The sequence below is a fragment of the Pseudomonas sp. CMR5c genome, assembly GCF_003850545.1.
GTDB lineage: Bacteria > Pseudomonadota > Gammaproteobacteria > Pseudomonadales > Pseudomonadaceae > Aquipseudomonas > Aquipseudomonas piscis.
Genome location: NZ_CP027705.1, coordinates 5,630,730 through 5,647,892 on the forward strand (window position 1 = coordinate 5,630,730; position 17,163 = coordinate 5,647,892).

Genomic DNA, 17,163 nt, shown 5'->3' on the forward strand with positions numbered 1-17,163 from the left:
AAGCGCTCCACCCGCCTTATAGAGAACGGGCGATGATTTCCTTCATGATCTCGTTGGTCCCGGCGTAGATCCGCTGCACCCGGGAGTCGGCCCACGCCCGGGCAATCGGGTACTCCCACATGAAGCCGTAGCCGCCATGCAGCTGCACGCACTCATCCAGGACCTTGCACTGCAGGTCGGTTCCCCAGTACTTGGCCATGGCTGCCGTCGGTACGTCGAGCTTGCCCTTCAGGTGCAGCTCCAGGCAGCGATCGACGAACACCCGGCCAATCTGGATTTCCGTAGCCATCTCCGCCAGCTTGAACCGGCTGTTCTGGAAGTCGGCGATCGCCTTGCCGAAGGCCTTGCGCTCGCGGGTGTAGTCCAGGGTCCATTTCAACGCCGCCTCGGCACTGGCCAGGCCACCGATGGCCACGCTCAGGCGCTCCTGGGGCAGTTCCTGCATCAGGTAGACGAAACCCATCCCGGCCTGGCCCAGGAGGTTCTCCTTGGGTACTCGTACATCCTGGAAGAACAGTTCCGAGGTGTCCTGGGCCTTCATACCGACCTTTTCCAGGCGCTTGCCCTTAGTGAAGCCCGGCGAATCGGCTTCAACCAGGAACAGGCTGGTGCCCTTAGCCCCAGCCTTGGGATCGGTCTTGGCCACCACGATCACCAACTCCGCCAAGTAACCGTTGGTGATGAAGGTCTTGGAACCGTTGAGCACATACTCATCGCCGTCGAGCACTGCCGTGGTCTTCACGCCCTGCAAGTCGGACCCGGTTCCGGGCTCGGTCATGGCGATCGCCGTGACCAGCTCGCCCGAGACCATCCGCGGCAGGTATTTCTGCTTCAGCGCCTCACTGCCGTAATGCAGGAGGTAGGGCGCGACGATATCCGAGTGCAGGGAGAAGCCAATGCCGCTCAAGCCCAGGCGGCTGACCTCCTCGATCACCACCGTGCTATACAGGAAGTCCGCCCCCAGCCCGCCGTACTCCTCGGGGATGTGCGAGCACAGCATCCCCGCCTCCCCGGCCTTGCTCCACAACTTGCGGTCGATGTAGCCCTGCTTTTCCCATTCGCCATGGAAAGGCACCGCTTCTTTTTCAAGGAAGGTACGCACGCTGTCACGGAAGAGTTCGTGCTCGGAACTGAACAAGGTTCTGGGGATCATGCAGCCACCTGTGGTTGTCATTTATCGGGTCTGGCTGCCAGAGCCTAAGCCCAGCCACCGGCACGGGACACTGGACACATCCGACAAAAAATAAGACGATCCAGCCGTCTGGTGACCACTTTCCCCTATAAGAACAATCGAATTATGTCTAACCAAACTTCCACGCCCTTGCGGCGCGTCAGCATCCTGGCTATCGACCGGGTTTTCGCTTCCACCCTCATGCAAGCCAAGGATTTCTTCCACCTGGCCAGCCTGCGCTACGGCAAACAACTGGGCCATGGCCTGACGCCAGCCTTCGAGACCCGCCTGGTCAGCCCTGATGGCCAGCCGGTGCGCAGCTTCAGCGATGTGATCATGCCAGTGGATGGCCCACTGGGAGATGCCGACGTGATCATCCTCCCGGCCTTCTGGGACGACTTCGACACCCTCTGCCAGCGTTATCCCCAGATATTGCCCTGGCTATGCGCCCAGCACGCCCGTGGCGCCGTGCTATGCGGCGAGGCTACCGGGGTCTTCTGGCTGGCCGAGGCCGGGTTGCTCGATGGCAAGGAGGCCACCACCTACTGGCGCTTCTTCAACACCTTCAGCGAGCGCTTCCCCAAGGTCCAACTCAACCAGGACAAGCACCTGACCGACGCCGACAACCTCTACTGCGCCAGCGGCACCACCTCGGCCTGCGACCTCTACATCTACCTCATCGAGCGCTTCTGTGGCGCCAGCGTGGCCCAGGCCGTAGCCCGGGACATCCTCTATGAGGTCCAGCGCAGCTACGCTCCGGGACGCATGGGTTTTGGCGGCCAGAAGCTGCATCAGGACGTGATCATCCTGCAGATCCAGCATTGGCTCGAAGAACACTTCGCCGACAAGTTCCGCTTCGAGGACGTCGCCCGCGAGCATGGCATGAGCATTCGCAACTTCATGCGACGCTTCCAGACCGCCACCGGCGACAAGCCCCTGCACTACCTGCAACGCCTGCGGATAGAAACCGCAAAAGGCCTGCTGTCAGGCACACGCAAGAGCATCAAGACCATCAGCTACGAAGTCGGCTATGACGATGCCAGCTTCTTCGCCCGACTGTTTCGCCAGCACACCGAGCTTTCCCCCAACCAGTACCGCCAGCAGTTCCAGCAACTGGCGGCATGAAAAAAGGGCCTGCATTGCAGGCCCTTTTTCATTGAGTCGGGATTTACGGCTTGTGCGCCCGCGACAGGAACTCGTGGGACTGCATCTCCAGCAAGCGGCTTAGGGTCCGCTGGAACTCGAACGTCAGCCGGCCACCGGTATAGAGATCCTTGAGCTCCACCTCGGCGGAGATGATCAGCTTGACGTTACGGTCGTAGAACTCGTCGACCATGTTGATGAAACGCCGGGCGATGTCATCGGTGGCGACCCCCATCTGCTCCACGCCGCTGAGCAGCACCGCGTGGAAGATCTTGCCCAGCTCGATGTAGTCGTTCTGGCTGCGTGGGCCGTCGCACAACTCGCGGAAGTCGAACCAGGCCACATCGTCACAGGTGCGCAGTGCACGGATCTCGCGGTTCTCGATGATCAGCACATCGTTTTCCACGGCCTGGGTGCACTCAGGCGTCAGCGCCCGGAAGCTCTTGCGCAAGCTCTCGTGGGCCACTTCGTCCAATGGATAGTGGAACAACTCGGCCTGCTCCAGGTGACGCAGGCGATAATCGACACCACTGTCGACGTTGACGATTTCGGTGTTCTGCTTGATCAGGGCAATGGCCGGCAGGAAGCGGGCACGCTGCAAGCCATCCTTGTACAGGCCGTCGGGCACGATGTTGGAAGTGGCCACCAGGGTCACGCCGTTCTTGAACAACTCCTCCATCAGGGTGCCGAGAATCATCGCGTCAGTGATATCGGATACGAAAAATTCATCGAAACAGATCACCCGCGCCTCCTGGGAGAAACGCTTGGCGATGATGGTCAGCGGGTTCTTCTCGCCGCCCAGGGTCTTCATTTCCTCGTGGACGCGCTTCATGAATCGGTGGAAGTGCGTACGAACCTTTTCCTTGAAGGGCAAGGCTTCGAAGAAAGTGTCGACCAGGTAGGTCTTGCCGCGCCCCACGCCACCCCAGAAATACAGGCCCTTGACCGGCGCCTGGTCTTTCTTGCCAAAGAGCTTGCCGAGCAGACCCGGCTTATTGTGCTCGGCCGCGATCAGATCGTCATACAGGCGCTGCAGATGACGCACAGCGGTTTCCTGTGCAGCGTCATGAAAGAAATCCGGGCGTTTCAGATCTGCTTGGTATCGTTCTAGGGGCGTCATAATTCGTTAGCAAGGCAACAAAAACGGGCCGTCACTTTAGCGACGGCCCTGGGGAATGGCAATCAGCCCTTGGTCGGGAAGATTCCGCTCAATCCTGGGCCGGGGCCAAGGCGATCCGTACTTCTTCGATGGCTGCATCACGGGCAGCAGCGTCGGCAAAGACCGGGCTGTCAGCCACGCTGGCGCCGTCCAGCCAGATACTGAAGCTGTTGGCCTCGGCACGCAGGTCCAGCTCCTGGCCCGATTGCAACTGCTTGCTCGCCGCACCGGCAGCCTTGCCGTCGGCAAAGTTGCGCGACAGCAGCAGTTGCTCGCCATCGGCGGACAACAAGCGGAAGCGGAAGCTGCCATCGTCCTCGCGGAAGCTGACGACACGTGCAGCCTTGACCGCCTTCTTCTTGGTGGTGGCCGCCACCTGGACCTGGTTTTCGAAGGAGCGCAGGCCTACCGCTTCGCGCAACTCGGCCAGGAATGGCGTCGCTACGCTACGGGCCTTGGCCGCTCCAGCCAGGAGGATGTCCTCCAGATCCGCCGGGCGGGCGATCAATTGGTGATAGCGCTCGCGGGCCTCGCCCAACTCGCCGTCCAGCAACTGGAACAGGCGGCTCTTGGCCTCGCCCCAGCCCAGGCCCTGCAGCAGTTCGCTACGGAACTCGGCGGCCTGCTCGGCAGTGGAGAACGCCTGGAACAGGGTGAACAAGTGGGAGTTGTCCGGATCCTTGGCCTCGCCCGGTGCCTTGGAGTCGGTGACGATCCGCGAGATCGCATCCTTCATGTCCTTGGCGCTGGTGAACAGCGGGATGGTGTTGTCGTAGCTCTTGGACATCTTGCGACCGTCCAGGCCTGGCAAGGTGGCGACGCTTTCCTCGATCAGCGCTTCGGGCATGGCGAAGAACTCCTTGCCCTGGCCGAACAGGTGGTTGAAACGCTGGCCGATATCCCGGGCCATCTCCACATGCTGGATCTGGTCGCGGCCCACCGGCACCTTGTGCGCGTTGAACATCAGGATGTCGGCGGCCATCAGCACCGGATAGCTGTACAGGCCCATGGTGACGCCGGCATCCGGGTCTTCACCGGCCTCGACGTTCTTGTCCACCGAGGCCTTGTAGGCGTGGGCACGATTGAGCAGGCCCTTGGCGGCGACACAGGTCAAGAGCCAGGTCAGTTGCGGGATTTCCGGGATGTCGGACTGGCGATAGAAGGTCACGCGCTCCACATCCAGGCCACCGGCCAGCCAGGTGGCGGCGATCTCCAGGCGCGAACGCTGGATGCGCAACGGATCATCGCACTTGATCAGGGCGTGATAGTCAGCCAGGAAATAGAAGGAATCGGCATTGCTATCGCGGCTGGCGAGGATCGCCGGACGGATCGCCCCGGCATAGTTGCCCAGGTGCGGCGTGCCGGTGGTGGTAATGCCGGTGAGGATGCGCGTACGAGTAGTCATGGGTAATCGCTTATCAGACTGCAATCAATTCGAAAGTCGCGGCAGCACCAGATCCTTCAGATCGGTGAGCTTGCCATGAAAAAAGTGCCCACATTCTGCCACTTTCAGCAGCTCATGGGGACGAACCAGGGCCGCGGACCAGTCATAGACCGCCTGCGGATCGATGACCTCGTCGGTCTCCGGCTGGATCAGGGTCAGCGGGCAGTCGTGGGGCAAGGTATCGGTATCGCGCAGGCGAGTCACCGCCGCGGCCACCATGAACAGGTGCTTGAGCCGTATCCCCTGGGCCTCGAGGCGTCCGCCGAGGCTCGCCGCGACGAAGCCGCCGAAGGAAAAGCCCAGCAGCGTCAGTGGCAGCTGTGGATGCTTGGCCCGCAGCCAGTGGGCAGCCGCCTCGGCATCGTCGACTTCACCCGTGCCCATGTCGTGGCTACCTTCGCTGGCCCCGACGCCACGGTAGTTGAAGCGCAGGGTGATCAGCCCGGCATCCCGTGCCGTGCGCTGCAAGGTGGAGATCACCTTGTTGAGCATGGTGCCACCCTGTACCGGGTTCGGGTGGCAGATCAGGGCCACGCCGCGGGCGTCGGGCACCTCCAGATACAGGGCTTCCAGTTGGCCCACGGGGCCGGCAATCACTACAGGGGTTTCACGCATAAGCAAGGAAGGAACTCCGTGACCTCGAAGGGGGTCGACTCGTCTAGCAAATGGTCTGTGCCAATCTATTGCGAGTGAATCGCGGTATACAGCGCAGGTTCGAGCCGTTAACGTAAAGCAAAGCCGTTTATAGAGGAAGGACTCGTGGAACACTCGCTCTTAGTTTGGTTGTTGCCGACTCTTGCCCTGGTCGCGGGTGTCGCCATTGGATTCCTGGTCGCGCGCCTGCTGCCCAACGCCGCGCCTAACCGCACGCAGCGTCAGCTGGACGATATCCAGGAGCGTTTCGACAATTACCAGAACGAAGTGGTGACGCACTTCAACAGCACCGCCACCCTGGTGAAAAAACTCACCCAGAGCTATCAGGAAGTACAGGATCACCTGGCCGAAGGCGCCAATCGCCTGGCCCTGGACGAACTGACCCGCCAGCGCCTGCTGGCCGCCCTGCACTCCGAGTCGGTGCAGGCGCCACGTGAACGCCTGACCCCACCACGGGACCAGGAACCACCACGGGACTACGCGCCAAAGACGCCGAACGCCCCGGGCATGCTCGACGAGCAATATGGCCTGAAGAAGTAAGCGGCTACAGCCAGCCAACAAAAAGCCCGCCCGATCTTCATCGGGCGGGCTTTTTTATGCCTGCGGCTCAAGCTGGTTCGATCAGTAACCCTGCTGCTGGTAGGGCTGCTGATATTGCTGCTGGGCTGGCTGCTGGTACTGCTGGCCAGGGATTGCCTTGAGGTTGACCTCTACCCGACGGTTCTGGGCCCGCCCGTTGACGTCGGCGTTGCTGGCGATCGGATTGTCCGGGCCGGCACCGCGCGAAGACAGGTTGGCGCCACTCACACCCTGGGAAGTCAGGTAGGTGGCCACGCTTTGCGCACGACGCTGGGAGAGGTCCATGTTGTGCTGGCGGCTGCCGGTGCTGTCGGTGTAGCCGACGATCTCGATCTGGTTCTGGTTGAACTCGCGCAGGGAGTTGGCCAGGTTGTTCAACGGCTGATAGAAGCTTGGGGCGATGTTCGCCGAGTCGGTGGCGAAGGTGATATTGCCCGGCATGATCAGCTTGATCTGGTCACCCTGGCGCTGCACCTCGACCCCGGTATTGGCCATGCTGGCGCGCAGCTTCTTCTCCTGCTGGTCGGCGTAGTAGCCATAACCGGCGGCGGATGCACCAACTACCGCGGCGCCGATCAGCGCGCCCTTGCCACGGTTGTTGTGGCTGATCGCGGCACCGGCCAAGGCGCCGGCCAAGGCACCCAGGCCACCATATTTCGCAGTTTTGCTCATGCCCGACGAACCGCCGTCGGCCTGCCCCTGGTTGTCATAGGGGTTAGGCGAAGCGCAGCCGGATAACAAGGCCACAGCAGTAGCGACAACAATCAAACGACGCGAGGTGAACATGGAAAGCTCCTACATATGCATTCTGTAATGCAAAGGACGTTGGCAACGGACCTGTGCCGGCGTTGGAACACACAGAACGGCAAAAATTCCGTGGAACACCGAGCAAAAACTCAAGCTCTCACGAACGGGTTCTGACGCATTTCATCGCCCAGCCGGGTGTCCGGGCCGTGCCCGGCAACCACCGTGGCGTCTTCGTCGAGGGTATACAGACGCTGTTGGATCGAACGCACCAGGGTGGCCTGGTCGCCGCCCCACAGATCCGTGCGCCCGACCCCACGCTTGAACAAGGTGTCGCCGGTAATCAGAAGCTTAGCCTCGGAAAACCAAAAGCTCATGGAACCTGGAGTATGTCCCGGGGTATGCAGGGCCACGCCGCAGCCGCAGGCCAGCTCCTCGTCGTCGCCCAACCAGCGGTCCGGGGCCGGTACTGGGGTATAGGGCACGCCGAACATGCTGCACTGCATCTCCAGGTTGTCCCACAGGAACTGGTCATCCTTGTGCAGGTGCAGGGTGGCGCCGGTCTTTTCCTTCATCTGCCCGGAGGCCAGGAAATGATCCAGGTGAGCATGGGTGTGGATGATGCTGACCACCTTCAGGCCCAGGGCATCGAGGCGCGCCATGATCAAGTCAGGATTGCCGCCCGGATCGACAACTATGGCTTTCTTGGTCAACGGGTCGCCGATGATGGTGCAGTTGCACTGCAACGGGCCGACGGGGAAGGTCTCGCGGATGATCACAGGCTTCAAGGGTTCCATACAGATGTTCCTACACAGTCAACAGGTGTAACGTTCTCATCAAAAGGTGCCGAGAACCCTCGACGGCCATGACAGATTTGATCCCCCCCCATCCGACTTCTTTAGCAGAGACGGGTGGCAGGCTTTCGCGGATAAAGTATCGTCCGACTGCTCTGAGCGATATCTCTTTTTGTCAATCCAGCCTGGCAAAAGCGCTAGGGCAGGACTCCAGCGGACCGTCAGAAGCAACGTGCATACAGCGCCTCATCATCGGAACTCGATAACGCAGTCCAATCGCGACATGCCTAAGTGCGGATGATCGGCTCGCGGGTTACAATGCCCGGCCATGAACTCGCGCCATTCACGATCTTGACGTCGCCGATCCATAACGTGCTGCGACTTGCTTGTAGTGATGAAGGTGACCCATGTCTCCATCCAGATGGTGACATACGTACAGAGACCGTTGACTCAATGGCCACGTATCAACCAGACAGCTCTAGCACTTGGTATCTGGTGCAATGCAAGCCACGACAGGACCAGCGAGCTGAAGAAAACCTGGAGCGCCAGGGCTTCCATTGCTATCGCCCGCAACGGCGATGCCAACGTCTCGTTCAGGGTCGTAAGCAAGACGCTACGGAATCCCTATTTCCCGGTTACCTGTTTATCGCACTTGAACGTGACGACAATTGGGCTCCACTGCGCTCGACGCGAGGAGTGAATCGTCTGGTCGCCTTCAATGGTCAGCCCCTGGCTGTGGCGGAAAGCTTAATAGATGATTTGCGACAACGTGTGACAAACCTGGATGCACCATTGCTGAACAAAGGAGCGAAAGTTCGCATCAGTGACGGCTGCTTTGCAGATCTGGAAGCCATATTCGAAAGCTGCGTTGGCGAGGAGCGTGTTGTATTGCTGCTCAATCTGCTCAACAAACAGCAGCGAATTGAGCTCCCCCGTTCCAGTATTCGTAAGATTTAGGCTACCTCGGCCAGGGGAGGAAACTCCTCCATTGTTTTTGAGGCCTGTCCGATCGTTAGCTCGACTGACAGGGAAAAATATTGAGAACCGTTCTCAGGAATTGACGCTAAATCCTGGGGCGGTAGCGTGCCAAAATCTGGAAAATTTCAGAATCCCGGCCAGGCAGCACATCCACCCGGCACGCCAGCTCATTCGTACACGCAGTGACTGGAAGTTCGGGAAACTCTGATTGAGGGCTCTACCCCCTCCTCCAGAGCCAGCCCTCAGAGACTAGTTCAATACTTCTGTCAGTCATGTCCAAAATGGCAAGGCTTTAAAATCGTGAAAAGCGCAGTAAACGAGAGTGATGTTTAAAGCATGTACAACGTAACTTTATCCAATCACAAGAGCTTTGTTGCTGAACAGAGCAAGAGTCTTGTCGACAGTGGCAAGTCACAAAATGTTGTCTTGGAGTACAGCTGCCGCAACGGTCGGTGCGGAGTATGCAAGTGTAAAGTGCTACAAGGCACCACAACGCTAATCCAGCAAGAGCTAGCCCTCACTGAAGGCGACATGGCAGAAGGCTATATCCTGACTTGCTGCCGGGCTCCCTCGAGCGATATCGAGCTTGATATCGAAGATTTAGGGCAACTCGCAGACATTAAGATAAAGACAGTACCTTGCCGTATCGACTCAATCGAATATCTGACCACGGATGTGGTACGCATCGTGCTTCGTACACCGCCAACCAGCGCCCTCTTCTATTTGGCCGGACAGTACATCGACGTCATAGGTAAAGAAGGCATACGCCGTAGCTATTCGATCGCCAATGCTCATCATGAAGGCGCAAAGCTGGAACTGCATATCCGAAAAGTTCCTGAAGGCGTCATGAGTCAGTACTGGTTCGGTCAGGCGCAGATCAATGACTTGTTGCGACTTGAAGGCCCTCTCGGCACATTTTGCTTGCGTAACCCGACGGCCACTCGCTTGGTGTTTCTGGCCACGGGTACGGGCATTGCTCCAGTCAAGGCAATGCTGGAAAGCCTGGCAGCAAATCCGGATCAAACCGCTGGCAAGCAAATCCACATCTATTGGGGGGGAAGGGTCGAGTCAGATATCTATTGGCAACCAGCGATTGCCAGTATCGACGCTACCTTCACCCCGGTGCTATCCCGCTCAGGTTCCGAATGGTCCGGACGCAAGGGCTACGTTCATACGGCCTTACTCGAGGACGCTCTAGACCTGTCTGATGCCGTGGTCTATGCCTGTGGCTCTGAAGCGATGATTCATTCAGCGCAGCAAGCGCTGACGGCAGCTGGCCTGCCAGTGAAAAATTTTTATTCCGATGCTTTTGTAAGCTCGAATTAACCCGGAGAAATCATGAAAGCAGTTATTTTGGCCGGTGGCCTGGGAACTCGTCTCAGTGAAGAAACCAGTGTCCGTCCAAAACCAATGGTGGAGATTGGTGGAAAACCAATCCTCTGGCACATCATGAAGATGTACTCAGCTCATGGAATCAATGATTTCATTATTTGCTGTGGTTATAAGGGATATGTAATCAAAGAGTACTTCGCCAACTACTTTCTCCACATGTCGGATATAACCTTCAACATGCGTGATAACGCAATGGAGGTGCATGACAAACGAGCCGAACCCTGGAACGTCACGCTGATCGACACAGGGGACAACTCAATGACCGGAGGCCGCCTGCGACGGGTGGCGGACTACGTCAAGAACGAAGAATCGTTCTGCTTCACTTATGGAGACGGCGTCAGCGACGTGGATATCAGAGCGTCCATCGAGTTTCACAAAAAACACGGAAAAGCGGCGACTCTCACTGCAACGCTACCACCAGGCCGTTTTGGCGCTCTCGATATTCAGAAGGGACAAGTCCTTAATTTCAAGGAAAAACCGAAAGGTGACGGCGCCATGATCAATGGCGGCTTTTTCGTACTCACGCCCAAAGTACTCGACTACTTGGTCGACGACAGCACTACCTGGGAACAGGAGCCGCTCATGAAACTCGCTGAAGAAGGCGAGCTGATGGCTTACGAACATTCAGGTTTCTGGCAACCGATGGACACTTTGCGCGATAAGCATTTGCTGGAAGAACTCTGGCAGTCGGGCAAGGCGCCTTGGAAAAACTGGGATTGAACATGAAGTCAACAGTGACTCCAGCCTTTTGGAAAGGCAAAAAAGTCTTCCTGACTGGCCATACCGGCTTCAAAGGCAGCTGGCTGGCACTATGGCTGCAAAGCATGGGTGCAGACGTAAGGGGATTTGCATTATCTCCTCCTACGACACCAGCACTATTTAATGAGGCTCGTGTTGCTGACAGCATGCAATCTCATATCGGGGATATTCGCGACCTGGAGTCCATTACCCAAAACATCGCGGACTTCAGCCCGGAAGTGCTTATTCATATGGCAGCCCAGCCACTAGTGCGCTTGTCTTATCGTGAGCCAGTGGAAACCTATTCCACCAATGTGATGGGCACTTTGCATGTGCTGGAGGCAGCTCGGCGCTGTCCCAACCTCCGGGCAATAGTCAACGTCACCACTGATAAATGTTATGAGAATCGCGAATGGGAATGGGGTTACCGCGAAGACGAACCCATGGGTGGACACGACCCCTACAGTAACAGCAAAGGTTGTGTTGAGCTTCTGACTGCGTGCTATCGCAATTCGTTCTTCAACACTTCACAAGCCGCCGCACTGTCCAGTGCTCGAGCAGGTAACGTCATAGGTGGCGGAGACTGGGCAGAAGATCGTCTGATTCCAGACATCCTGCGAGCATTCGAAAAGAACCAGCCAGTAGTGATACGCAACCCTCAGGCAACTCGTCCCTGGCAGCACGTATTGGAACCACTAAGTGGCTACCTGATCTTGGCCGAGCACCTATGGGCGAATGGCCAAGAGTTCGCCCAAGGCTGGAACTTCGGCCCCAAGGATGAGGATGCTCGTCCAGTTGAATGGATTCTCGACAAGATGGTCGAGTCCTGGGGAGAGGGCGCTCATTGGCAACTGGACGATGCTCCGCAGCCCCATGAAGCCAACTACCTCAAATTGGATATATCCAAAGCCCGTGCTCGCCTGCACTGGACTCCAACCTGGGATTTGGCAACCACTCTTTCTCGTATCGTCCGTTGGCACCGCTCCTTCCTGAGCGGTGCTGATATGCAGGCTCAATGCCTGGATGAAATTAATGCCTATATGGCAGCCATGAATGGCAACGGCAACTAATCAAACTTTTCACGCAGGAACCTTTCATGACTCCCGATCTACTCCGCCAGGAAATCAGCAAACTCGTCGCACAATATGCCCAAACTGCCTTGGCAGGCCAACCTTTCGAGGCCGGTGAAACTGTCATTCCACCATCGGGAAAGCTAATCGGCGCACGTGAATTGCAACTGATGGTCGAAGCCTCGTTGGATGGCTGGCTGACTACCGGTCGCTTCAACGCCGAATTCGAGAAGAAACTCGCAGAGTTCCTTGGAGTGAAGTTCCTTCTGTCTGTCAACTCAGGTTCTTCGGCTAACCTGGTTGCGTTCAGCACCCTGACCTCTCCCAAACTCGGCGAGCGAGCCATCAAAAAAGGCGATGAAGTCATTGGTGTTGCTGCAGGCTTCCCAACTACAGTCAACCCCATTGTTCAATTTGGGGCGATTCCGGTATTCGTCGATGTCGATATGGCCACTCACAATATCGACGCCGAGTTGATCGAAGCAGCCATCACGCCCAAGACCAAGGCAATCATGTTGGCCCATACACTGGGCAACCCTTTCAACCTCGGCAAGGTCAAGGCCCTGTGCGAAAAATACAACCTGTGGCTGGTCGAAGACTGCTGTGATGCCTTGGGCGCCACCTATGACGGCAAACTGGTTGGAACCTTTGGCGACATCGCGACCCTCAGTTTCTATCCTGCGCACCACATCACCATGGGCGAAGGTGGAGCAGTATTCACCAATAACCCGCAACTGAAGGTGATTGCCGAATCTTTCCGTGACTGGGGACGTGACTGCTACTGTGCTCCTGGTTGCGACAACACTTGCGGCGATCGTTTTGGCCAGCAATACGGAAGCCTGCCGCGAGGCTATGACCATAAGTATGTATATGCTCACTTGGGCTACAACCTTAAAATCACTGATATGCAGGCAGCTTGTGGTCTCGCGCAACTGGAGCGAGTCCAAGACTTCATCGATACTCGCAAGCGTAACTTCAAACTGCTCAAAGAACGCTTGGCCAGCCTATCGGAGTTTTTAGAGGTCGCAGAAGCTACACCCAATAGCGATCCATCCTGGTTTGGTTTTCCGGTCACTCTCAAGGAAAGCAGCGGCGTCCAACGTGTGGACCTGCTCAAATTCCTTGACCAGCACAGAATCGGCACCCGCCTGCTGTTCGCAGGCAACCTCACTCGCCAGCCCTACTTCCAGAACATTGAATATCGTGTCGTTGGTGAACTGACCAACACTGACCGCACAATGAACCAGACATTCTGGCTGGGCGTACAGCCTACGTTGGGTCAAGAACACTTTGATTTTATTGGCGAAAAACTTGAAGAGTTTTTCGGGATCGGTTTCTAAACTATGAAAGCTTCGGATGCAGTAGCAAAAGTCCTTGCAGACAATAATGTACTGTATGGGTTTGAGTTGATTGGTGGAATGATCACTCATTTGGTTGACAGTATAAATTTACTGGGAAAAACCAAGTTAGTTTCAATGCACCATGAACAAGGCGCAGCCTTCGCTGCATCTGCAGTATCCCGTGCAACCCATCACAAGACTCTCGGCGTAGCACTGGCAACCAGCGGGCCAGGCGCAACCAACTTGATTACAGGGATTGCCGATTGCTGGCTCGATAGCCACCCTTGCATATTCCTCACTGGCCAGGTCAACACCTCGGAACTCAAAGGGAATAGGGATATTCGCCAGCAAGGCTTCCAAGAGTTGGATAGCGTAGCGCTGGTCTCCAGTATTACTAAGTATGCCCACCAGGTTAAAAATGCGGAAGATCTTATCCCTTGCTTGAAAAAAGCAATACGAATTGCCCAAGAAGGACGGCCGGGGCCGGTGCTACTTGACATTCCGATGGATATACAGAGAGCAGAAATTGACGACTCACTATTAGAGTCCAGCATTGAGTCCAACCCAGAGATTGATACTCATTCAATATCATTGCTGCAGAGGGACATCGAGTTTATCAGTGGCAAAATTCTCAACTCTAAAAAGCCACTGCTACTGATTGGTGGAGGAGCAGTCAATAGCTCAAGATTTCAAGCATGGATAGAACAGATAGAGCAAAAAGGTATTCCTTATGTAGCCAGCCTTAAGGGAGCAGAAAAAATTAAGGCTGGAGACCTCTATCTGGGAATGCTGGGCGCTTATGGTACAAGAGCAGCCAACTATGCCGTACAAAACTGCGATTTATTGTTGGTATTAGGAAGCAGGATGGACGTACGCCAGACTGGCGCTCAAACTGCAGACTTCGCGAGAAACGCCGAAATTATCCAACTGGACTTGCAAGAAGGACAACTGAATAACCGTGTGACTGCTGACTTTTCATATCGTCTGGACTTGCACGATTACTTTTCTCAGTTTTCACCACTACAACTTGGCAACAATAAAAACTGGGAAGACTGGACGAACTCGCTTAAAGACAATTTTGAAAAAACCTTTATAGATGAGTATACCAACTGGACGATCAGTCCCTTCGCTCTATTCACTCAGCTAAATAAATTAACAACAAAAACCGCATTGGACTATGTCCTCGACGTAGGCAACAATCAAATGTGGGGCGCGCATACACTCAGACTCAACAACGGCCAAGCCATGCATCATTCAGGCGGCCTGGGCAGCATGGGATTTGCGATACCTGCCGCCATTGGCGCTTGTTTCGCAGGCAAGAAACCGGTCATTGTAATTACCGGCGACGGTGGTGCTCAACTCAATATCCAAGAGCTGGATATCATATCCAGAGACAAACTACCCGTTTTGACAATTGTCTTGAATAATCAATCCCTAGGGATGGTTCGAGGCTTTCAAGAAATGTACTTTGAAGGACGAAACTCATCGACCTACTGGAACGGGTACACATCTCAGTTCAAAGATATCGGCTCAGCCTATCGAGTCGAATCAAGAGTCATAATAGACATTATGGCTTTCAGCTCCGCCCTGGAGAGCTTCTTGGAATCGCCGCGCCCTATGCTGCTGGAAGTGTCGATGACCGATGCCAGAGAATGCCGACCAAGGCTGGAGTTCGGCCGTAAAATCGATGAACAATTGCCCATATGGAATAACATCTGATGGAAGTGGCAATATTAGGTGCTAGCAGCCACATAGCCAAAGACTTAATTTTTTCTTTTGCACATGAAACGTCTGTGCGACTGACTCTTTTTTGCCGACAACCTTCGACCCTAGACTCGCAAACCAAGAAAATCGCTGAAGAAAAAAACTATCAAATACTTGAATACTCAGACTTCACGCATGATCTTGATTTCGACGTAATTATAAACTTTGTCGGGATAGGAGACCCAGCAAAAGCAGCGAGCATGGGCAGCCAGATCCTGCAGATCACAGAGCATTACGATGAACTGGCTCTCAGCTACCTAAAACAACACAGCGCCTGTAAATATATATTCTTGAGTAGCGGCGCTGTATATGGTGGAAATTTCACAACCCCCGTAAACAAGAGCTCCCCAGCAATCTTTGAAATTAACGACTTAAAAAATACGAATTGGTACGCCATTGCAAAACTCTATGCCGAAACAAAGCACAGAGCATTACAACATCTACAGATCGTAGATCTTCGAGTATTCAACTACTTCAGCTATACGGCTGACATAGAATCAAGATTTTTAATTACCGACATGGCAAGAGCCATCTTGCGATCTGAAACCTTCTACACCTCAGATCAAAACATTACCCGCGACATTATTACTCCAAAAGACTTCTTTCAGCTCGTTGAAAAGATAGCCCTTACCTCCAGCTTCCTCAACCAAGCTATCGACTGCTACAGTAGCGCCCCGGCTGACAAGCTCTCAATATTAGAAGAGATCAGAAATAACTTCTCCTTCACTTACATTCTTCAAGAGGGTTTTCAATCGGTTAACGCAACAGGTTTCAAGCTCAATTACTACTCGCTATCCAGAGCTCCTGAAGTACTAAAATACCGACCAACTTTATCCTCCATAGAGGGGCTAATTTATGAGATCAAAAAAATACCAGGCATAAGATGAATCTCAAAAACCTCCTCAGTAAAGATTTTCGCCACACTGCCCTGAACCAAATCTGGAAACTGTTTTCCAGCCCACTTCTACTAATACTACTTCCAATATACCTTACTCCTGAAGCACAAGGTTATTGGTACACTTTCATCAGCATGGCTGCTCTGGCCGTTTTCGCCGACATGGGTTTCTCTGCGGTTCTACTGTTATTTTCGGCCCATGAATTTGCGCATCTATCATTTAACGATAGAAAAATTCTAATTGGCCAAGAGGCGAACTTAATTCGGATGGCAACACTTTTCATGTTTGCCGCAAGATGGTCCGCAACGATGGCATTCATTACCTTCCCCATAGTACTTCTAATTGGCTTTTACATTTTAGACTCCAAACAATCAACGGCCGACTGGAAACTTCCCTGGTTGATTTATGGTGCATCCTCAATATTAGTTTTTTTTAACAGTATGCTTCTATCTTTTATAGAGGGGTGCGACAGTGTTAGCGATGCACAGAAAATCCGATTCCAAACCAGCATAGCAACTTTTGCCTCGACTTTTATTTTGCTAATTCTTGGAGCGGGTTTGTACGCACTCGCCATCTCCCTACTGGCAGGAGCAATTACAAGCAGCTTACTAATATTTAAAAAATATAAAAATATGATATTTCAACTATATAAAAAAGGTTTAGTTGAACATCACCCATGGCGTCAAGAAACCCTACCACTAATCTGGCGATTCGCCATTAGCTGGATTAGTGGCTACTTCATATTTTCAATATTCACTCCTATCGCCTTCCACTATTACGGAGCAATAGAAGCAGGGAAAGTAGGTTTATCCATGGCTGTCTGCACAGCAGTTTTTGGAATTTCCAACATATGGATAACGGCCATAACACCAAAAATGAATATTCATGTAGCACAGAACAACTATTTAGCCTTGAACTCAGAGTTCAAAAGAAGCTTATGCATGGCAACACTGACCTATTTCCTGGGAATACTGGCCTTCACATTTGCGTTTAAAGCACTCAAAAATCACATCCCCCTTATAGATCGCTTGGTTTCAATAGATGCATTTCTCATGATTTCTTTAGGCTGGTTAGCCCAGCTTATAATTAATTCACTAGCGATCTACATGCGCACTCACAAAAAAGAGCCCTTGGTAATAGTTTCGGTCACAAACGGAATCTATGTATGTATTTCCACCATATTAGCGGCAGCATACCTTCCTTTTGAATATTTTTTCATCGGTTTCATTAGTGCGTACCTGATAGTCTTACCTTGGGTCTGCAAGATTTTCACGCAGCATTATAAAAAGGCATAGCG

General features: G+C 54.3%; 16 protein-coding genes. 10 read left to right on the top strand and 6 right to left on the bottom strand.

Annotated elements, in window-relative coordinates:
- Nucleotides 1–16: 16 nt before the first annotated feature.
- Nucleotides 17–1,153: an acyl-CoA dehydrogenase family protein gene (locus C4K40_RS25925; protein ID WP_053131934.1), complete on the bottom strand. Its 1,137-nt coding sequence runs from the start codon at nt 1,151–1,153 to the stop codon at nt 17–19.
- A 243-nt stretch (nt 1,154–1,396) separates the two neighbouring features.
- On the opposite strand from C4K40_RS25925, the gene C4K40_RS25930 reads away from it, so the two are divergent.
- Nucleotides 1,397–2,296: a GlxA family transcriptional regulator gene (locus C4K40_RS25930; RefSeq protein ID WP_172681639.1), complete on the top strand. Its 900-nt coding sequence runs from the start codon at nt 1,397–1,399 to the stop codon at nt 2,294–2,296.
- A 43-nt stretch (nt 2,297–2,339) separates the two neighbouring features.
- Here the strand turns inward: C4K40_RS25930 and zapE are convergent, their stop codons facing one another.
- The 3 genes from zapE to C4K40_RS25945 all read right to left on the bottom strand — a co-directional run bounded on the left by zapE (nt 2,340) and on the right by C4K40_RS25945 (nt 5,532).
- Nucleotides 2,340–3,434 (bottom strand): cell division protein ZapE, encoded by a 1,095-nt coding sequence (gene zapE, locus C4K40_RS25935; RefSeq protein WP_031320484.1) that lies wholly within the window; start codon nt 3,432–3,434, stop codon nt 2,340–2,342.
- An 88-nt stretch (nt 3,435–3,522) separates the two neighbouring features.
- Complete coding sequence (locus C4K40_RS25940) at nt 3,523–4,878, bottom strand: tryptophan--tRNA ligase (RefSeq protein WP_053131940.1); 1,356 nt, start codon at nt 4,876–4,878, stop codon at nt 3,523–3,525.
- A gap of 24 nt (nt 4,879–4,902) precedes the next feature.
- On the bottom strand, nt 4,903–5,532 hold the full coding sequence (locus C4K40_RS25945; protein WP_053131943.1) for an alpha/beta hydrolase: 630 nt from the start codon (nt 5,530–5,532) through the stop codon (nt 4,903–4,905).
- Nucleotides 5,533–5,676: 144 nt separating this feature from the next.
- Here C4K40_RS25945 and C4K40_RS25950 point away from each other — a divergent pair, with 144 nt between their 5' ends.
- A complete protein-coding gene (locus C4K40_RS25950; protein ID WP_011063336.1) occupies nt 5,677–6,111 on the top strand; it encodes a YhcB family protein in 435 nt (144 codons plus the stop codon).
- 81 nt (nt 6,112–6,192) lie between these two features.
- Here the strand turns inward: C4K40_RS25950 and C4K40_RS25955 are convergent, their stop codons facing one another.
- Nucleotides 6,193–6,936, bottom strand: coding sequence for an OmpA family protein (locus tag C4K40_RS25955; RefSeq protein ID WP_022640830.1), 744 nt, complete (start codon nt 6,934–6,936; stop codon nt 6,193–6,195).
- Nucleotides 6,937–7,046: 110 nt separating this feature from the next.
- Entirely contained in the window at nt 7,047–7,691 is a 645-nt protein-coding gene (locus tag C4K40_RS25960) for an MBL fold metallo-hydrolase (RefSeq protein ID WP_022640831.1), read from the bottom strand.
- Nucleotides 7,692–8,141: 450 nt separating this feature from the next.
- Here C4K40_RS25960 and rfaH point away from each other — a divergent pair, with 450 nt between their 5' ends.
- The 8 genes from rfaH to C4K40_RS26000 all read left to right on the top strand — a co-directional run bounded on the left by rfaH (nt 8,142) and on the right by C4K40_RS26000 (nt 17,161).
- Nucleotides 8,142–8,645, top strand: a complete 504-nt coding sequence (rfaH, locus tag C4K40_RS25965) for a transcription/translation regulatory transformer protein RfaH (protein WP_083456906.1) — start codon at nt 8,142–8,144, stop codon at nt 8,643–8,645.
- A gap of 357 nt (nt 8,646–9,002) precedes the next feature.
- Nucleotides 9,003–9,992, top strand: a complete 990-nt coding sequence (locus C4K40_RS25970) for an FAD-binding oxidoreductase (protein WP_053131946.1) — start codon at nt 9,003–9,005, stop codon at nt 9,990–9,992.
- 12 nt (nt 9,993–10,004) lie between these two features.
- Nucleotides 10,005–10,778 (top strand): glucose-1-phosphate cytidylyltransferase, encoded by a 774-nt coding sequence (gene rfbF / locus C4K40_RS25975; protein WP_031320489.1) that lies wholly within the window; start codon nt 10,005–10,007, stop codon nt 10,776–10,778.
- Between the two features lie 2 nt (nt 10,779–10,780).
- Nucleotides 10,781–11,866: a CDP-glucose 4,6-dehydratase gene (gene rfbG, locus C4K40_RS25980; RefSeq protein ID WP_031320490.1), complete on the top strand. Its 1,086-nt coding sequence runs from the start codon at nt 10,781–10,783 to the stop codon at nt 11,864–11,866.
- Nucleotides 11,867–11,892: 26 nt separating this feature from the next.
- Nucleotides 11,893–13,206 (top strand): lipopolysaccharide biosynthesis protein RfbH, encoded by a 1,314-nt coding sequence (rfbH, locus tag C4K40_RS25985; protein ID WP_022640836.1) that lies wholly within the window; start codon nt 11,893–11,895, stop codon nt 13,204–13,206.
- A 3-nt stretch (nt 13,207–13,209) separates the two neighbouring features.
- Complete coding sequence (locus tag C4K40_RS25990; RefSeq protein WP_053131949.1) at nt 13,210–14,925, top strand: thiamine pyrophosphate-binding protein; 1,716 nt, start codon at nt 13,210–13,212, stop codon at nt 14,923–14,925.
- Nucleotides 14,925–15,857 (top strand): NAD-dependent epimerase/dehydratase family protein, encoded by a 933-nt coding sequence (locus tag C4K40_RS25995; RefSeq protein ID WP_053131952.1) that lies wholly within the window; start codon nt 14,925–14,927, stop codon nt 15,855–15,857. Before C4K40_RS25990 ends, C4K40_RS25995 begins: the two co-directional genes overlap by 1 nt.
- Nucleotides 15,854–17,161, top strand: a complete 1,308-nt coding sequence (locus C4K40_RS26000) for a hypothetical protein (RefSeq protein ID WP_053131955.1) — start codon at nt 15,854–15,856, stop codon at nt 17,159–17,161. The genes C4K40_RS25995 and C4K40_RS26000 overlap by 4 nt, the downstream gene beginning before the upstream one ends.
- Nucleotides 17,162–17,163: the final 2 nt, after the last annotated feature.